The sequence below is a fragment of the Streptomyces sp. NPDC042371 genome (genome assembly GCF_056437465.1).
Genome location: NZ_JBWKAP010000001.1, coordinates 194,167 through 210,821 on the forward strand (window position 1 = coordinate 194,167; position 16,655 = coordinate 210,821).

Here is a 16,655-nt window from a genome sequence, read left to right on the forward strand (position 1 = left end):
TCGAATCGGGCAGAACCCCTAGATCACCCGCAATGGGCCACGGCCCATATGATCCCTTTTCATGGGAGATGAGCAGGTCGTCGCCGGGCGACAGAAATCACGCACCGTCATACAGCGCCGCGCAGCGGGGTTTGCCGTCTGGTACCTCCGGGCCGTTACGTTCATCAACTTCCTGAGCGCGGTCTGGGTCTCCCTCGGGCAGGACCTGCGGCAGCACAACACGGCGAACTACTTCACGCCGTACATGCTGACCGCGGGCTTCGCCTCGGGGGCGTTCACGCTGTTCCTGGCGATCACCATGCGGCGCCGCAAACGCGCCGCATGGATCCTCAACCTCGTGCTCAGCGGGCTCTTCCTGTTGCTCTTCGCCTTCGCGATGATCTTCCCGGAGATCCGTGCGTACGCGCAGAACTGGATCTCCCTCGCCCTGACCGCCGCCTTCGTCGCGGCGCTCGTCGTGGGCCGCCGCGAGTTCTACGCGAAGGGCGACCGCGCCAACCCGAAGCTGGCCTCGGTCGTCGCGGTCGGCGGGCTCCTGGTGACCTCGCTGATCGCCACGCTGCTCGTCACCGTCACCAACAGCGCCCACGACGACTACCGCTCGACCTTCCTGGACCGCTGGCGCTACGGCGTCATGCGCCTGGTCTCGCTGGCCGCCGACGACAAGCGCTTCGAGGGCATCGCCACGCCCGGCTGGGTCAACGTCGCCATCAACGTCCTGAGCGCGCTGCTGCTCTGCGCCGTGCTGTACGCCGCGTTCCGCTCCCGCCGGGCCGTCGACCCGCTCACCGAGGACGACGAGGAGAAGCTGCGCGCGCTGCTCGACCGGCACGGCGACCGCGACTCGCTCGGCTACTTCTCGCTGCGCCGCGAGAAGAGCGTCGTGTGGTCCCCGACCGGCAAGGCGGCCGTCGTGTACCGCGTCGTCGGCGGGGTCTCGCTGGCCTCGGGCGACCCCATCGGCGATCCGGAGGCCTGGCCAGGCGCGATCGAGCCCTGGCTGGCCGAGGCCCGTGAGCACGGCTGGATCCCCGCCGTGATGGGCGCGAGCGAGGAGGCGGGCACGATCTACGCCCGGCACGGCCTGGACGCCCTGGAGCTGGGCGACGAGGCCATCGTGGAGATCGCCGCCAAGGGCGAGGCCTCCAAGGAACACTTCACGCTGGAGGGGCGGGCCATGCGCACCGTCCGGCAGGCGTACAACCGCGTGAAGCGCGCCGGGTACACGGTCCGCATCCGCCGCCACGAGGACATCCCCGCCGACGAGATGGCGACCCTCCTGGAGCGCGCCGACGACTGGCGCGACGGAGCCACCGAACGCGGCTTCTCCATGGCCCTCGGACGGCTCGGCGACCCGGCGGACGGCCGGTGCGTGATGCTCGAATGCACGGACAAGAACGGCGAGTTGAGGGCCGTGCTGTCCTTCGTCCCGTGGGGCCCGCACGGGCTCTCCCTCGATCTGATGCGGCGTGACCGCGACTCCGAGAACGGCCTGATGGAGTTCATGGTCATCGAACTCCTGCAGTACGCCCCCGAGATCAAGATCACTCAGGTGTCGCTCAACTTCGCGATGTTCAGGTCGGTCTTCGAACGTGGCTCGCGGCTCGGCGCGGGCCCGGTCCTTCGTCTGTGGCGGTCGCTGCTCAGCTTCTTCTCCCGGTGGTGGCAGATCGAGTCCCTCTACCGCGCCAACGCCAAGTACCGGCCGATCTGGGAACCCCGCTTCCTTCTCTTCGAGAAGAGCGTCGACCTGCTGCGCATCGGTGTCGCCTCCGGCCGCGCGGAGGGCTTCCTGGAAGCGCCGGGCCTGCCGAAGTGGCTGCACCGCAAACATCTGGAGTCGAGACGATGAGCACCCTGGCCCGCCACGCCCGCGCCGAGTGGGGGCCACTCTTCTCCACCGTGCGCGGCGCGCTCGCCGCCCGACGATGGCGGGCCGTGCCCATGACGCTGGCGGCGGTCTGCCTCACCGCGCTCTGCCAGTACGTGCAGAACCAGCCGTGGGGCTACCAGTTCGTCCAGAACATCGGCTGTGTGCGGGCGGAGGACCCGCTCTGGCTGTCCCTGCTCCGCACCCCGCTCTCGCTCTTCGTGCCCGCCCTCGACCTGCCGGTGTGGGGCGCGCTGGTGCAGATCCTGCTCGTCTTCGGGATCGCGGAGATCTGCCTGGGCTGGTGGCGCACGCTTCTCATCGGGTACGCGGTCACCCTCGCGGGCACGCTCTACGCGCGCGTGGCCATCTCCCTGGGCCCCGAGAACCCGCTCGGCCTGCCCGCGTCCGACGCCCAGGTCGTCGACACAGGACCGTCGGCCGCCGTCGTCGGCCTCGCCGTCTACGTGTGCTGGCGCTATCGCGCGTACTTCACCGCGGCCCTGGTGAGCGCCCTGATGGTCGTCGAGGTGCTGGTCAAGAACAACCTCGCGGGCAAGGAGCACATCGCGGCGATCGCCGCCGTGCTGGTGCTGTGCGTGCTCTCGGCGGCGGCACGTCACCGGGACGGCGGCACGCGGTCCGCCGACTCCGATGACGCCGATGACTCCGCAGACTCCGCAGACTCCGCAGACACGGACGAGGGTCCCGGCGTGAAGCCGCCGATCCAGTCCTGAAGCTTGCGGCGCGGCCCCGACCAGCGGCGGTCGTGCCGGAAGGCCCGCAGCCCCGCACGCGCGCGTGCCCGGTGCCGGTTGCGGTAGAAGCGCCGGGCCCACGCCGATCCCGGCCTGGCCAGACGGATCGCGCCGACCAGCGCGACGAACGGGACCACCATGCCGATCAGGGCGGTGCGCAGCTTGCCCTTGAGGAGCGCGATCAGGGCGAAGGCGCAGTTGATGCCGACGTTCAGCGCGAACAGCCCCCGGTTGTGCCGCTCCGTCGGCGTCAGGTCGTTCACCCCGAACGGTGTGAAGCCGGTGAGTACGAGCACCACAAGGGCGGCCGTGAGCATCACGACCTCCACGCTCTTGCGGCCCTGCTCGCTCCAGTACACGTCGTCGAGGTGGAGGATCAGCGCGAACTCGTCGAGCACGAGACCTGCGCCGACGCCGAAGATGACGGCGGCGTACAGCGGCCCGCCGCCGTGCCGCCCCGCGGCCACCCCCCAGAACCCGCCGACCAGCATCAGGAAGATCCCCGGCACGACGTGGTGGATGTGCACGTCCCCCGTGCTGATGTTCCGGAACGGCCCCTTGCCCGCCCTGATCAGCCGCGTGATGGTCCGGGTGACCAGGAACGACCCCACGAAGGAGAGCAGCGCGAGCAGCAGCGGCAGCTTCCCCGGCTCGACGATGTTCCGGTACCACCAGTCGTTCATGCGGCCCACCAGTCGTTCATGCGCCCATCCTCCGTCCGGGAAGAGTGATCCGCAGGCCGGAACGTTCCCGCGGGGTAGCCTTCCGCGGTGTCCAGAACCTCCCCCGCCGACGGCATACGTTTCGCCTTCGGCACCCTCACCGCACTCCCCGTCAGGGTCACCCGCTGGGACCGCGAGGCCGCGCGCGACGGCATGCAGTGCGCCCCGCTCGCCGGTCTGGTCGTCGGCCTCTGCGCGGCGGGCGTCGGCGGTGTGCTGACGGCCCTCGGCGCGGGCCCCCTCCTCGCCGCCACGGCGACCGCGGCGACCCCCGCCGCCCTCACCCGCGGCCTGCACCTCGACGGCCTCGCCGACACCGCCGACGGCCTCGGCAGCGCCAAGCCCGCCGACGACGCGCTGCGCATCATGAAGCAGTCCGACATCGGCCCCTTCGGCGTCATCACCCTGCTGTTCGCGCTGCTCGCCCAGGTGGCCGTGCTCTTCCAGCTGTACGAGACCTCGTGGGCCCGCGGCGCCTTCGCCGCCGTCGTCTCGGCGACCGCAGCGCGTCTCGCCCTCACCCTGGCCGCCCGCGACGGCGTGCCCCCGGCCCGCCCCGAGGGGCTCGGCGCCGCCGTCGCCGGAGTGGTCCCGCGGACCCGCGCGGCAGGGGTCGCCGTCCTCGTCGTGTGCGCGGCCGCGGCCGCGGGCCTGCCGTTCGGGGTGGGCGGCGTCGTGCGGGGCGCGGCGGCCGTCGTCCTCGCGCTCGGCGCCGCCGAGTTGCTGCTCCGGCACTGCGTCCGACGGTTCGGCGGGGTCACCGGGGACGTCTTCGGCGGGCTCGCCGAGACCGCGGCGACCTGCGCCCTGGTGGTGCTCGCCCTCGGCTGACACCGCGCCGAACACACACAGTGAGGCGCACCGCAGCGCTCACGGGCGTAGGCTCGCGACGGGCTCACCACCCCACAGCCCGACGAAACTCACTGAAAGAGGACCTCACCACCGTGACTGCTCTGACTCTCAGCACCGCCGCCGCGACCGGCCTGCGTGCCGACGCGATCGTCGTCGGTGTCGCGAAGGGCGCTGGATCCAAGGGGGGCCTGGTCGTCGCTCCCGGCGCCGAGGCCGTGGACAAGGCGTACGACGGCAAGCTCGCGTCCGTCCTGGAGACCCTCGGGGCCTCGGGCGGCGAGGGTGAGGTGACGAAGCTTCCGGCGCCGTCCGGTTTCAAGGCCCCCGTCGTCGTCGCGGTCGGTCTCGGCGAGGTCCCGGAGAAGGACGAGACGTACGGCACGGATGCCCTGCGCCGCGCCGCCGGTGCCGCCGCCCGCGCCCTGACCGGCTCGAAGAAGGCCGCGTTCGCGCTGCCCGTCGAGGACGCCGAGGACGCCGGTGCCCTGGCCGAGGGCGCCCTGCTCGGCGCCTACTCGTTCGACGCGTACAAGGGCATGGCCGACGCCAAGTCCGCGAAGAAGAACGGCAAGGGTGCCAAGGCGCCGCTGGCCGAGGTCGCCCTGCTCGGCGGCAAGCCCCGCGACAAGGCGTACAAGGCGGCCGTCGACCGTGCCGTCGCCGTCGCCGAGGAGCTCAACCGCGCCCGTGACCTGGTGAACACCCCGCCGAACGACCTCAACCCCGAGGCCTTCGCCGCCGTCGCCCAGGCCGCGGCCAAGGAGCACGGGATCAAGGTCCAGGTGCTCGACGAGAAGGCCCTCACCAAGGGCGGCTTCGGCGGCATCCTCGGCGTCGGCGTCGGCTCCGAGGCCCCGCCGCGCCTGGTGAAGCTCTCGTACACGAGCTCCAAGGCCAAAAAGCACCTCGCCTTCGTCGGCAAGGGCATCACGTACGACTCGGGCGGCATCTCGCTGAAGCCCGCCGGTCACAACGAGACCATGAAGTGCGACATGGCCGGTGCCGCCGCGGTCTTCGCCGCCGTCGTCGCCGCCGCGCGCCTCGGCCTCGAGGTCAACGTCACCGGCTGGCTGGCGCTCGCCGAGAACATGCCGTCCGGCTCCGCGACCCGCCCCGGCGACGTCCTGCGGATGTACAGCGGCAAGACCGTCGAGGTCCTCAACACCGACGCCGAGGGCCGCCTGGTCCTGGCCGACGCCATCGCCAAGGCCTCCGAGGACCAGCCCGACGCGATCGTCGACGTGGCGACGCTGACCGGCGCCATGATGATGGCCCTCGGCAACCGCACCTTCGGCATCATGGCCAACGACGACGCCTTCCGGGCCTCGATCCACGAGATCGCCGAGGAGGTCGGCGAGCCCTCCTGGCCGATGCCGCTCCCCACCGACCTGCGCAAGGGCATGGACTCCCCCACCGCCGACATCGCCAACATGGGCGAGCGCATGGGCGGCGGCCTGGTGGCCGGTCTCTTCCTGAAGGAGTTCGTCGGCGAGGGCATCACCTGGGCCCACCTCGACATCGCGGGCCCGGCCTTCCACGAGGGCGCCCCGTACGGCTACACCCCCAAGGGCGGCACCGGCTCCGCGGTCCGCACCCTGGTCCGGCTCGCCGAGCACACCGCCTCGGGCGATCTGGGCTGATCGCGTACGTGCCGAGGGCCCCGGACCCTTCTGGTGTCCGGGGCCCTCGGCGATTCCCGGATTTCGCCCTCGACGAAATCCGTACGTTCGTACGCAAGAGATAGCCCTGGAGACGGTCGATCCGACGTCTCACAGCCTGGCCCGGCGTCCCGTCTCCCGCCGACAAGTGCGAAGATGGGTTCTCGGCAGGACAGGGCCCCCACCAAAGGGCCGAAACAAGAGCGGCCGAATACCAGCCGACCGACCGGTCGTCCCCCGCGAAAAGGGGTCCGGCGTACGGCGCACATGCATGGAGGACGTGACGTGGCGAACGACGCCAGCACCGTTTTCGACCTAGTGATCCTCGGCGGCGGTAGCGGCGGTTACGCCGCGGCCCTGCGCGGAGCGCAGCTGGGCCTGGACGTCGCACTGATCGAGAAGAACAAGCTCGGCGGCACCTGCCTGCACAACGGCTGCATCCCCACGAAGGCGCTGCTGCACGCCGGCGAGATCGCCGACCAGGCGCGCGAGGCCGACCAGTTCGGCGTGAAGGCCACCTTCGAGGGCATCGACATGGCGGCCGTCCACAAGTACAAGGACGACGTGATCTCGGGCCTCTACAAGGGTCTGCAGGGTCTCGTCGCCTCCCGCAAGGTGACGTACATCGAGGGCGAGGGCAAGCTCTCGTCGCCGACCTCCGTGGACGTGAACGGCCAGCGTGTCCAGGGCCGCCACGTCCTCCTCGCGACCGGCTCCGTGCCGAAGTCGCTGCCGGGTCTGGAGATCGACGGCAACCGCATCATCTCCTCGGACCACGGCCTGACCCTGGACCGCGTGCCGAAGTCCGCGATCATCCTGGGCGGCGGCGTCATCGGCGTCGAGTTCGCCTCGGCGTGGAAGTCCTTCGGGGCCGACGTCACGGTCGTCGAGGGCCTCAAGCACCTCGTGCCGGTCGAGGACGAGAACAGCTCCAAGCTTCTTGAGCGCGCGTTCCGCAAGCGCGGCATCAAGTTCAACCTCGGCACCTTCTTCGAGAAGGCCGAGTACACGCAGGACGGCGTGCGGGTGACCCTCGCCGACGGCAAGACCTTCGAGGCCGAGGTCCTCCTGGTCGCCATCGGCCGCGGCCCCGTCTCGCAGGGCCTCGGCTACGAGGAGCAGGGCGTCGCCATGGACCGCGGCTACGTCCTGGTCGACGAGTACATGCAGACCAATGTGCCGACCGTTTCGGCCGTGGGCGACCTGGTGCCGACCCTCCAGCTCGCGCACGTCGGCTTCGCCGAGGGCATGCTGGTTGCGGAGCGCCTGGCCGGTCTCAAGACCGTTCCGGTCGACTACGACGGCGTGCCGAAGGTGACGTACTGCCACCCCGAGGTCGCCTCCGTGGGCATCACCGAGGCCAAGGCCAAGGAGATCTACGGCGCGGACAAGGTCGTCGCCCTCAAGTACAACCTCGCGGGCAACGGCAAGAGCAAGATCCTCAAGACCGCGGGCGAGATCAAGCTCGTCCAGGTCAAGGACGGTGCCGTCGTCGGCGTCCACATGGTCGGCGACCGCATGGGCGAGCAGGTCGGCGAAGCCCAGCTGATCTACAACTGGGAAGCGCTGCCGGCCGAGGTGGCCCAGCTCATCCACGCCCACCCGACGCAGAACGAGGCGCTGGGCGAGGCGCACCTCGCCCTGGCGGGCAAGCCGCTGCACTCCCACGACTGACCTTCAGTCATTCGGGCGCGACGAGACGACCAGACTTCCGCAATTCTGTAAGGAGCAACTGAAACCATGGCGGTTTCCGTATCCCTTCCGGCGCTCGGCGAGAGCGTCACCGAGGGCACTGTCACCCGTTGGCTGAAGGCCGAAGGCGAGCGCGTCGAGGCCGACGAGCCGCTGCTCGAGGTGTCGACCGACAAGGTCGACACCGAGATCCCCTCCCCGGCCGCAGGCATCCTGGCCTCCATCAAGGTCGCCGAGGACGAGACCGTCGAGGTCGGCGCCGAGCTGGCCGTCATCGACGACGGCTCCGGCGACGCGGGCGGCTCGGCCGCCCCGGCGCAGGAGGCCCCGGCCGCCCCCGCGCAGGAGGAGGCCCCGAAGCAGGAGGAGGCCCCGGTCCAGGCCGAGGCGCCCGCCGCCCCCGCCCCGTCCGGCGGTTCCGCCGAGGGCACCGAGGTCACCCTGCCCGCGCTCGGCGAGTCCGTCACCGAGGGCACCGTCACCCGCTGGCTGAAGGAGGTCGGCGAGGAGGTCGCGGCCGACGAGCCCCTCCTCGAGGTCTCGACGGACAAGGTCGACACCGAGATCCCCTCGCCGGTCGCGGGCGTGCTGCTCGAGATCGTCGTCGGTGAGGACGAGACCGCCGAGGTCGGCGCCAAGCTCGCCGTCATCGGTGCGGCCGGTGCCGCTCCGGCGCAGGCCCAGGCCGCCCCGGCCGCCCCGGCCAAGGAGGAGGCCCCGGCTCCGGCCCCGGCCGCCCCCGCGCAGCCCGCCGCCCCGGCTGCCGCTCCGGCCGCGCCCGCCGCTGCCGCCCCGGCTCCGGCCAAGCCTGCCGCCCCGGCCCAGCCGGCTCCGGCCGCGCCTGCCGCCCCGGCGCAGGCCACCCCGGCCGACGACGGTGCCTACGTCACCCCGCTGGTGCGCAAGCTCGCCTCCGAGAACGGCGTGAACCTCTCCGAGGTCACCGGTTCCGGTGTCGGCGGCCGCATCCGCAAGCAGGACGTCATCGCCGCCGCCGAGGCCAAGAAGTCGGCTCCGGCTCCGGCCGCCGCCGCTGCCCCGGCCGCCTCGAAGGCCCCGGCCCTGGAGGTCTCCCCCCTCCGCGGCCAGACGGTCAAGATGACCCGCATGCGCAAGGTCATCGGCGACAACATGATGAAGGCGCTGCACTCGCAGGCCCAGCTGACCTCGGTCGTCGAGGTCGACATCACCAAGCTGATGAAGCTGCGCGCCAAGGCGAAGGACTCGTTCGCGGCTCGCGAGGGCGTCAAGCTCTCCCCGATGCCGTTCTTCGTCAAGGCCGCCGCCCAGGCGCTGAAGGCCCACCCGGTCGTCAACGCCCGGATCAACGACGACGAAGGCACCATCACGTACTTCGACTCGGAGAACATCGGCATCGCCGTTGACGCCGAGAAGGGTCTGATGACGCCGGTCATCAAGGGTGCGGGCGACCTGAACATCGCCGGTATCTCGAAGAAGACCGCGGAGCTCGCGGGCAAGGCCCGTGGCGGTGGCCTCACCCCGGACGACATGTCCGGCGCCACCTTCACGATCTCCAACACCGGTTCGCGCGGCGCCCTGTTCGACACGGTCATCGTGCCGCCGAACCAGGCCGCGATCCTCGGCATCGGTGCCACGGTCAAGCGCCCGGTCGTCATCAACCACCCGGACCTCGGCGAGACCATCGCCGTCCGTGACATGACGTACCTGTCGCTCTCCTACGACCACCGTCTGGTGGACGGCGCGGACGCCGCCCGCTACCTGACCGCGGTCAAGGCGATCCTGGAGGCCGGCGAGTTCGAGGTCGAGCTCGGCCTGTAGTCCTGCGGCCCTGAGGCTGTAAGACTCGTCTCATCAGCGCGTACGCCCCCGTTCGGAGGTTTCCGAGCGGGGGCGTCGCCGTATTGTCTAGGGGTCACAACGCCCTGGGGCGCTGCCCCGCCGGAGGAGCCCACATGACCGCGCCCGTTGTTCACTCGCTGCGCGAACAGATCCGCGAGCACATCGTGGAGGGGATCGTCAGCGGGCGCTGGAAGCCGGGCGAGCGCATCGTGGAGCGCCGGATCGCGGTCGAGCTGGAGGTCTCCCAGACCCCCGTCCGTGAGGCGCTGCGCGAGCTGGAGACGCTCCGGCTGATCGAGTCGGCGCCCAACAAGGGTGTACGCGTACGCAATCTGACGGCCGCCGACCTGGAGGAGAGCTACCCGGTCCGGGCGGGCCTGGAGGCCATCGCCGCCGAGCTGGCGGCCGAGCGGCTCGCCGAGGACTGCTCGGCCCTGGAGCCCCATGTCGCGGCCCTCTACGAGGCGGACCGGGCCACCGACGGCACGGCCCAGGTGCGGCACACCGTCGGCTTCCACCGCGAGCTGGTGCGGGCCGCGGGCAACTCCGTCCTCCTGCACACCTGGGAGGGCCTCGGCATCGAGGTGTTCACCGCGCTGTCGATCCGCTGGCTGGGCACGGTCCAGCAGTCGTACGCGGAGGAGCACGAGGCCCTGGTCTCCGCCTTCCGGCGCCGGGATCCCGCGATCGCCGACCTGGTCAAGTCCCATGTCCTGGGGTGCGCGCCGCGGGCCTGAGGACGGCGGACGCGGGGCGCTCATCCGTGGCGCCTTGACTCCATACGTGCTCTCACCTGCGTAAACCCTTTAAATCAAAGGCACCGCGTGCCCGCATTGCTGGCACCGGATGCCGACTTTCTCGGTATGAAGGAGTTTTCCCCTTCAACCCTTTGATCGATCATCGATCACGGAGTTACAGTCTCCGACGGGCTCCCACCCGAGCCTTACGCCCTGTCCTGCCAAGAACCGGGCACCCCCACCCCTTACCGAACAGGGGACCCCCTCCGACTCAGGAAGGCGGCGACATGACCGACCCCTCCGCAATCCAGCCGAGCGAGCTCGACCAGCTCCCGGACCGCGACCCCGAGGAGACCGCCGAATGGCAGGCCTCCCTGGACGCCGTCACCAAGGCGGCCGGGCCGCACCGTGCCGCGTACTTGATGCGCCGCACGCTGGAGCGCGCCGAGGGCGCGGGCCTGGCGCTGCCCAAGCTGCTGGAGACGGACTACGTCAACACCATCCCCACCTCCGCCGAGCCGTCCGTCGACGGTGACGAGGAGATGGAGCGGAAGATCACGGCGTGGAACCGCTGGAACGCGGCCGCCATGGTCACGCGCGGCTCCAAGCACGGCGTCGGCGGCCACATCGCGACCTTCGCGTCCGCGGCCTGGCTGTACGAGACCGGCTTCAACCACTTCTTCAAGGGCAAGGAATCCCAGGAAGCCCCCGGATCGGGTGACCAGCTCTACATCCAGGGCCACGCCTCCCCCGGCATCTACGCCCGCGCCTTCCTCGACGGCCGTCTGAACGAGGCGCAGCTCGACAACTTCCGGCAGGAGGCGGGCGGCAACGGCCTGCCCTCCTACCCGCACCCGCGCCGCCTGCCCTGGCTGTGGGAGTTCCCGACCGTCTCCATGGGTCTGGGCCCGCTCTCCGCCATCTACCAGGCGCGCTTCAACCGGTACCTCACCAACCGCGGCATCAAGGACGTCTCCGCCTCGCACGTGTGGGCGTTCCTCGGTGACGGCGAGATGGACGAGCCCGAGTCGACGGCGGCCCTCGCACTGGCCGCGCGTGAGGGTCTGGACAACCTCACGTACGTCATCAACTGCAACCTGCAGCGTCTCGACGGCCCGGTCCGCGCCAACTTCCGCGTGGTGCAGGAGCTGGAGGCCCAGTTCCGCGGCGCCGGCTGGAACGTCATCAAGATCATGTGGGGCAACGCCTGGGACGAGCTCTTCCAGCTCGACACCACCGGCGCCCTGGTCCGCCGCCTCCGCGAGGTGCCGGACGCGCAGTTCCAGACGTACGCGACGCGTGACGCCGCCTACATCCGCGAGCACTTCTTCGGTGCCGAGCCCGCCCTCGTCGAGCTGGGCAAGCTGCTCAGCGACGACAAGATCAGCGAGTGCTTCCACCTCTCGCGCGGCGGCCACGAGGCCCGCAAGGTCTACGCGGCCTACCGTGCGGCGCTCACCCACAAGGGCGCGCCGACCGTGATCCTCGCGCAGACGGTCAAGGGCTTCACCCTCGGCAAGGGCTTCGAGTCCAAGAACGCCAACCACCAGATGAAGAAGCTGACGGTGGACGAGTTCAAGGACATGCGCGACCTCCTCGGGCTGCCGATCCCGGACAGCGACTTCGTCGACGGCCAGGTGCCCTACGGCCACCCCGGCGCCGACTCCCCCGAGGTCCGCTACCTCCAGGAGCGCCGTGCCGCGCTCGGCGGTCCGGCCCCGGCCCGTCGCACGCAGCCGCTCGCGCCGCTGCCCGCCCCCGCCGACAAGGCCTTCGCCTCGTTCGACAAGGGCTCCGGCTCGCAGTCGGTGGCGACGACCATGGCGTTCGTACGCCTGGTCAAGGACCTCGTACGCGACAAGGAGTCCGGCAAGCGCTGGGTGCCGATCGTCCCCGACGAGGCGCGCACCTTCGGCATGGAGTCGCTCTTCCCGTCGCTCGGCATCTACTCGCCGAAGGGCCAGACGTACGAGCCGGTCGACCGCGACCAGCTGATGTACTACAAGGAAGCCAAGGACGGCCAGATCCTCAACGAGGGGATCACCGAGGCCGGTTCGATGGCGGACTTCATCGCCGCGTCCACCGCGTACGCCACGCACGGCGAAGCGATGATCCCCTTCTACATCTTCTACTCGATGTTCGGCTGGCAGCGCACGGCCGACCAGATGTGGCAGCTCGGCGACCAGCTCGGCCGCGGCTTCCTCGTCGGCGCCACCGCGGGCCGCACGACGCTGACGGGTGAGGGTCTGCAGCACGCGGACGGCCACTCGCCGGTGATCGCCGCGACCAACCCGGCCGCGCTGTCGTACGACCCGGCGTTCGCGTACGAGATCGCCGCGATCGTCAAGGAGGGTCTGCGCCGCATGTACGGCGAGGCCCACGAGGGCGAAGACCAGAACGTCTTCTACTACCTCACCGTCTACAACGAGCCGATGCCGCAGCCCGCGAAGCCCGCGGGTGTCGACGAGGGCATCATCAAGGGCCTGTACCGCTTCAACACCGCCGAGACCGCCGGTCTCTCGCCCGCGGCCAACGCCGCGCGCATCCAGCTGATCGGCTCGGGCACGGCCATCCACTGGACCCTCGCCGCGCAGAAGATGCTCGCCGAGGAGTGGGGCGTGGCCGCCGACGTGTGGTCCGCGACGTCCTGGACGGAGCTGCGCCGCGACGCGCTGGAGGCCGACGAGGCCATCCTGCGCGGCGAGGAGCGGACGCCGTTCATCCGTACGGCGCTGGAGGGTGCTCAGGGTCCGGTGCTCGCGGTCTCCGACTACATGCGCCAGGTCCCCGACCAGATCGCGCAGTGGGTCGAGCAGGACTACTCCTCGCTCGGTGCGGACGGCTTCGGTCTCTCCGACACGCGTGACGCCGCCCGCCGTCACTTCGGCATCGACGCGGAGTCGATCGTCGTCGCCACGCTGGCGCAGCTCGCCCGCCGCGGCGAGGTGCCCGCCTCCGCGGTGAAGGAGGCGCGGGCCAAGTACGGCCTGTAGCCCTCCGGCTCGACATACGGGTGCGGCCCCTGCCTGACGGCGGGGGCCGCACCCGTATGTGCGCACCGGCATCATGGGGCCATGCGCGCTGCCCGCCTCATCAAGATGGTCCTGCTGCTGCAGGCTCGGCCCTCCATGACCGCCGCCGAGCTGGCCACCGAGCTGGAGGTGTCCGAGCGGACGATCACCCGCGACGCGCAGGCGCTGTCCGAGGCGGGCGTGCCGGTCTACGCGGACCGGGGCCGCACCGGCGGCTACCGGCTCATCGGCGGCTACCGCACCCGCCTCACGGGGCTCGGCCGCAGTGAGGCCGAGGCGCTGTTCCTGTCCGGGGTGCCGGGCGCGCTGCGGGATATGGGTCTCGCCGACGCGGCGTCGGCGGCCCGGCTCAAGGTGTCGGCGGCGCTCATGCCCTCGCTGCGGGACGCCTCGCAGAGCGCCTCGCAGCGGTTCCACCTGGACGCCCCCGGCTGGTTCCAGGACACGCCCGCCCCCGAGCTGCTGCCCGCCGTGGCGGACGCGGTGTGGGACGACCGGCGGGTGCGCGCCCGCTACCGCCGCCAGGACACCGAGGTGGAGCGGGAGTTGGAGCCGTACGGGCTCGTGCTGAAGGCGGGTGTCTGGTACCTGTGCGCGCGGGTGCCCGACTCGGCGGCGTACCGCGTCTACCGCATCGACCGGTTCACCTCGGTCGTGGCGGACGAGGAGCGGTTCGCGCGGGACGAGGAGTTCGACCTGCCGGGTTTCTGGGAGGAGCGGGCCGAGCAGTTCGCGCGGGGGATCCTGCGGGCCGAGGTGGTGGTGCGGCTGACCGAGGCGGGCGTGCGGAGGCTGCCGCACGCCACCGACGCCGTCTCCGTGCGGGAGGCGCTGGAGACGGCGGGTGAGCCCGACGCGGCGGGCCGGGTGACGATCACGCTGCCTGTCGAGAACGAGGACGTGGCGTACACCCAGCTCATGTCGCTCGGCCCGGAGGTGGAGGTGGTGGCGCCCGCGGAGCTGCGCGCGCGGTTCGCAGACGCCGCCGCACGGTCCGCCGAGCTCTACCGGTAGCCGGTGACGTCCGCCTCCTTGCCCGTCTGTTCGACCTCCGCGATGTAGCGCCAGGCGTCCGGCGCGGAGCCGTCCACGTCCGTGAAGCCGTACTCCTTGGCGAGTGAGCCGCTGGAGAGCGAGGCGCCGTTCCAGCGCTTGACGTCGGGGTCGGCGGCGAGTGCGACCAGGGCGCGGCCCACGAACGTCGGCGTCTCGGAGATCGCGAAGTGCGGGTTCTGCTCGCAGCCGTCCTGCCAGTTCTCCTCGGTCACCTTGAAGGCGGTGTCGAGCATGAACTCCGAGCGCAGCCAGCCCGGCGTCAGACAGAGCGCCGTGCAGCCGTACTCCTCGACCTCCTTGGCGAGGTCGTGCGCCATCCGCGGCGGGGCCGCCTTGGCGAGGTCGTAGTAGAAGGGCTTGCGGTAGTTGGCGCGGTTGTACTCCTCGGTGCCGTCGGTGACCTCGACGACCAGGCCGCCGGGGTTCCTGATCAGGAGCGGCAGCGCGTACCTGCTGGTGACGATGTGGGTCTCCATGCCCAGGCGCAGGATGCGCAGCCCCTTGTCGAGGTCGTGCTCCCACATCTTCTTGTCCCACTCGACGTGGACGTCGCCGCCCCAGATGTCGTTGACGAGGATGTCCAGACGGCCCTGCTCCCGGTCGATCCGCTCAACGAGGGCCGCCACCTGCTCCGGCTCCAGGTGGTCGGTGGGCACGGCGATGCCGCGGCCACCCGCCGCGTCGACGAGTTCGGCGGTCTCCTCGATGGTCTCGGTGGTGCGGCCGGTCTCGCTGGTGTGGGTGCGGGTGGTGCGGCCCGTCACGTACACGGTGGCTCCGGCGCGGCCGAGCTCCACCGCCATGGCGCGGCCCGCGCCGCGGGTGGCGCCCGCGACGAGGGCGATCTTTCCGGTCAGGTTCTGGGTGGTCTCCATGTCTGTGAGGCTTCCACCAAAAGCCGACAACCTCTGTCGGTCTTTCCACGGGCATGTGCACGCATAACGAGACAGCCGCATTCCGGCGCACTCCGCGTGCGCCCCCACCCCGCAGGACCGATGCTGGACCCGTGATGGACGAGACGGAGTTCTGGGAGATCGTGGACCGTACCCGCGAGGCCGCCGGTGGCGACCCCGAGGACCACGCCGAGCTGCTCGTCGAGAGACTGCTGCAGTCCGACCCGGACTCCGTCCTCGACTTCGCCCGCCATTTCGAGGCCCGCTACAACCGCGCCTACCGCTGGGATCTGTGGGGCGCGGCCTGGGTGCTCCTCGGCGGTGCGAGCGACGACGCCTTCGACTACTTCCGGTGCTGGCTGATCGGCCAGGGGCGGGAGGTCTTCGAGGGAGCGGTGCACGACCCGGACTCGCTCGCCGAGCTCCTCGACGACTTCGACGAGGAGCTCGACGGCGACGGCGAGGAGCTCGGTTACGCCGCGGACGAGGCGTACGAGCAGCTCACCGGCGTCGTCGCCCCGGACCTCGGCGTCGCGCCCGCCCCGGCCGAGCCGGAGGGCACGTCGATCGACTTCGAGAACGAGTCGGTGATGGCGCAGCGCTACCCGAAGCTCTGGGACCGCTTCATGGAGGACTGACCCCTCCCAGAAGACCTGGGTCAGAAGTGCGTGCCGCCGTCGATGCGGACCTCGGTGCCGGTGATGAAGCGGCCGTCGTCCGAGGCGAGCATCGCGACGACGGAGGCGACGGTCTCGGGGCCCGCGAAGCCCTGGCCGAGGGCGGGCGCGAGCTTCACGAACAGGCTCATGTCGGCGTCCTCGGGCAGGCCGGGGCCGACGCTCTGCCTGCTGGCGCCGGAGCCGTCGGTCATCCCGGAGGAGATGGAGCCGGGCTGCACGGCGGTGAAACGGACGCCTTGCTTGCCGTACTCCGCGGCGAGGGCGTGCGTCATCGACTGGATGCCGCCCTTGCTCGCCGCGTACGCCGCCATGTACGGGTGGGCGAACATCGCGGACGTGGAGCTGAAGTTGACGACGGCGGAGCCGTTGCCCCGCAGCAGTGCCGGGATCGCCTCGCGGATCATCAGGAAGGTGCCGGTGAGGTTGACGCCTATGACCTGGTTGAAGGCGTCGAGGGTGGTCTCGTGGGTGTGCGAGGAGCGCAGGATGCCCGCGGCGTTCACGAGGACGTCCAGGCCGCCGAGCGCGTCGGTGGCCGCGGCGACGCCCGCGCGGACCGAGGCCTCGTCCGCGATGTTCACGACGACGGTGGTGAGGCGCTCCGCGTCGGTGCCCGCCTTGGCCGCGGTGTCCTTCAGGCCGTCCTCGCTGACGTCGGCGGCGACGACCCTGCCACCCTCGGCCAGCATGCGCAGCACGGTCGCCTGGCCGATGCCGGAGCCACCGCCGGTGACCAGGGCGCGACGGCCTTCGTAGCGGTTCAGGTTCTGCGTGGCGCTCATGGCGGTCTCCCGGTTTTCTCACGTGCAGCGATTGCGTCCAGTACTTGCGTCCTACACGATACGCCCACATGGCATGTTGTGCCACTACGTCCAGACGTGCCT

The 16,655-nt window shown here is 70.9% G+C and carries 13 protein-coding genes; 10 read left to right on the plus strand and 3 right to left on the minus strand.

Going from position 1 to position 16,655, the window contains the following annotated elements; all coding sequences use genetic code 11:
- The first annotated feature begins 61 nt into the window (after positions 1-61).
- Positions 62-1,852 carry a phosphatidylglycerol lysyltransferase domain-containing protein gene (locus AC068B_RS00890; protein ID WP_478668109.1) on the plus strand — a complete coding sequence of 597 codons (1,791 nt, stop codon included), beginning with the start codon at positions 62-64 and terminating at the stop codon, positions 1,850-1,852.
- Positions 1,849-2,607, plus strand: a complete 759-nt coding sequence (locus AC068B_RS00895) for a hypothetical protein (protein ID WP_478668111.1) — start codon at positions 1,849-1,851, stop codon at positions 2,605-2,607. The genes AC068B_RS00890 and AC068B_RS00895 overlap by 4 nt, the downstream gene beginning before the upstream one ends.
- On the opposite strand, the gene AC068B_RS00900 is transcribed toward AC068B_RS00895, so the two are convergent.
- The gene (locus tag AC068B_RS00900; protein WP_478668112.1) at positions 2,490-3,311 is read right to left on the minus strand and encodes a hypothetical protein; all 822 of its coding nucleotides are present in this window, start codon (positions 3,309-3,311) and stop codon (positions 2,490-2,492) included. The two genes, AC068B_RS00895 and AC068B_RS00900, sit on opposite strands and share 118 nt — an antisense overlap.
- An 87-nt stretch (positions 3,312-3,398) precedes the next feature.
- Here AC068B_RS00900 and AC068B_RS00905 point away from each other — a divergent pair, with 87 nt between their 5' ends.
- The 7 genes from AC068B_RS00905 to AC068B_RS00935 all read left to right on the plus strand — a co-directional run bounded on the left by AC068B_RS00905 (position 3,399) and on the right by AC068B_RS00935 (position 14,156).
- Complete coding sequence (locus AC068B_RS00905) at positions 3,399-4,181, plus strand: adenosylcobinamide-GDP ribazoletransferase (protein ID WP_478668113.1); 783 nt, start codon at positions 3,399-3,401, stop codon at positions 4,179-4,181.
- Between the two features lie 113 nt (positions 4,182-4,294).
- Complete coding sequence (locus AC068B_RS00910; RefSeq protein WP_356267821.1) at positions 4,295-5,842, plus strand: leucyl aminopeptidase; 1,548 nt, start codon at positions 4,295-4,297, stop codon at positions 5,840-5,842.
- Positions 5,843-6,145: 303 nt separating this feature from the next.
- Complete coding sequence (gene lpdA / locus AC068B_RS00915; RefSeq protein ID WP_356267820.1) at positions 6,146-7,534, plus strand: dihydrolipoyl dehydrogenase; 1,389 nt, start codon at positions 6,146-6,148, stop codon at positions 7,532-7,534.
- A gap of 66 nt (positions 7,535-7,600) precedes the next feature.
- Positions 7,601-9,352 (plus strand): 2-oxoglutarate dehydrogenase, E2 component, dihydrolipoamide succinyltransferase, encoded by a 1,752-nt coding sequence (gene sucB / locus AC068B_RS00920; protein ID WP_478668115.1) that lies wholly within the window; start codon positions 7,601-7,603, stop codon positions 9,350-9,352.
- A gap of 134 nt (positions 9,353-9,486) precedes the next feature.
- On the plus strand, positions 9,487-10,110 hold the full coding sequence (locus AC068B_RS00925; protein ID WP_356266612.1) for a GntR family transcriptional regulator: 624 nt from the start codon (positions 9,487-9,489) through the stop codon (positions 10,108-10,110).
- A gap of 287 nt (positions 10,111-10,397) precedes the next feature.
- Complete coding sequence (aceE, locus tag AC068B_RS00930) at positions 10,398-13,103, plus strand: pyruvate dehydrogenase (acetyl-transferring), homodimeric type (protein ID WP_478668117.1); 2,706 nt, start codon at positions 10,398-10,400, stop codon at positions 13,101-13,103.
- A gap of 81 nt (positions 13,104-13,184) precedes the next feature.
- Positions 13,185-14,156 (plus strand): helix-turn-helix transcriptional regulator, encoded by a 972-nt coding sequence (locus AC068B_RS00935; protein WP_478668118.1) that lies wholly within the window; start codon positions 13,185-13,187, stop codon positions 14,154-14,156.
- Here the strand turns inward: AC068B_RS00935 and AC068B_RS00940 are convergent.
- A complete protein-coding gene (locus AC068B_RS00940; protein ID WP_478668120.1) occupies positions 14,147-15,073 on the minus strand; it encodes an SDR family oxidoreductase in 927 nt (308 codons plus the stop codon). The two genes, AC068B_RS00935 and AC068B_RS00940, sit on opposite strands and share 10 nt — an antisense overlap.
- A gap of 134 nt (positions 15,074-15,207) precedes the next feature.
- Between AC068B_RS00940 and AC068B_RS00945 the strand changes: the two genes are divergently transcribed.
- The gene (locus AC068B_RS00945; protein ID WP_478669194.1) at positions 15,208-15,729 is read left to right on the plus strand and encodes a DUF4240 domain-containing protein; all 522 of its coding nucleotides are present in this window, start codon (positions 15,208-15,210) and stop codon (positions 15,727-15,729) included.
- Positions 15,730-15,749: 20 nt separating this feature from the next.
- Here the strand turns inward: AC068B_RS00945 and AC068B_RS00950 are convergent, their stop codons facing one another.
- A complete protein-coding gene (locus AC068B_RS00950; protein ID WP_468559984.1) occupies positions 15,750-16,553 on the minus strand; it encodes an SDR family NAD(P)-dependent oxidoreductase in 804 nt (267 codons plus the stop codon).
- Between the last annotated feature and the right edge of the window lie 102 nt (positions 16,554-16,655).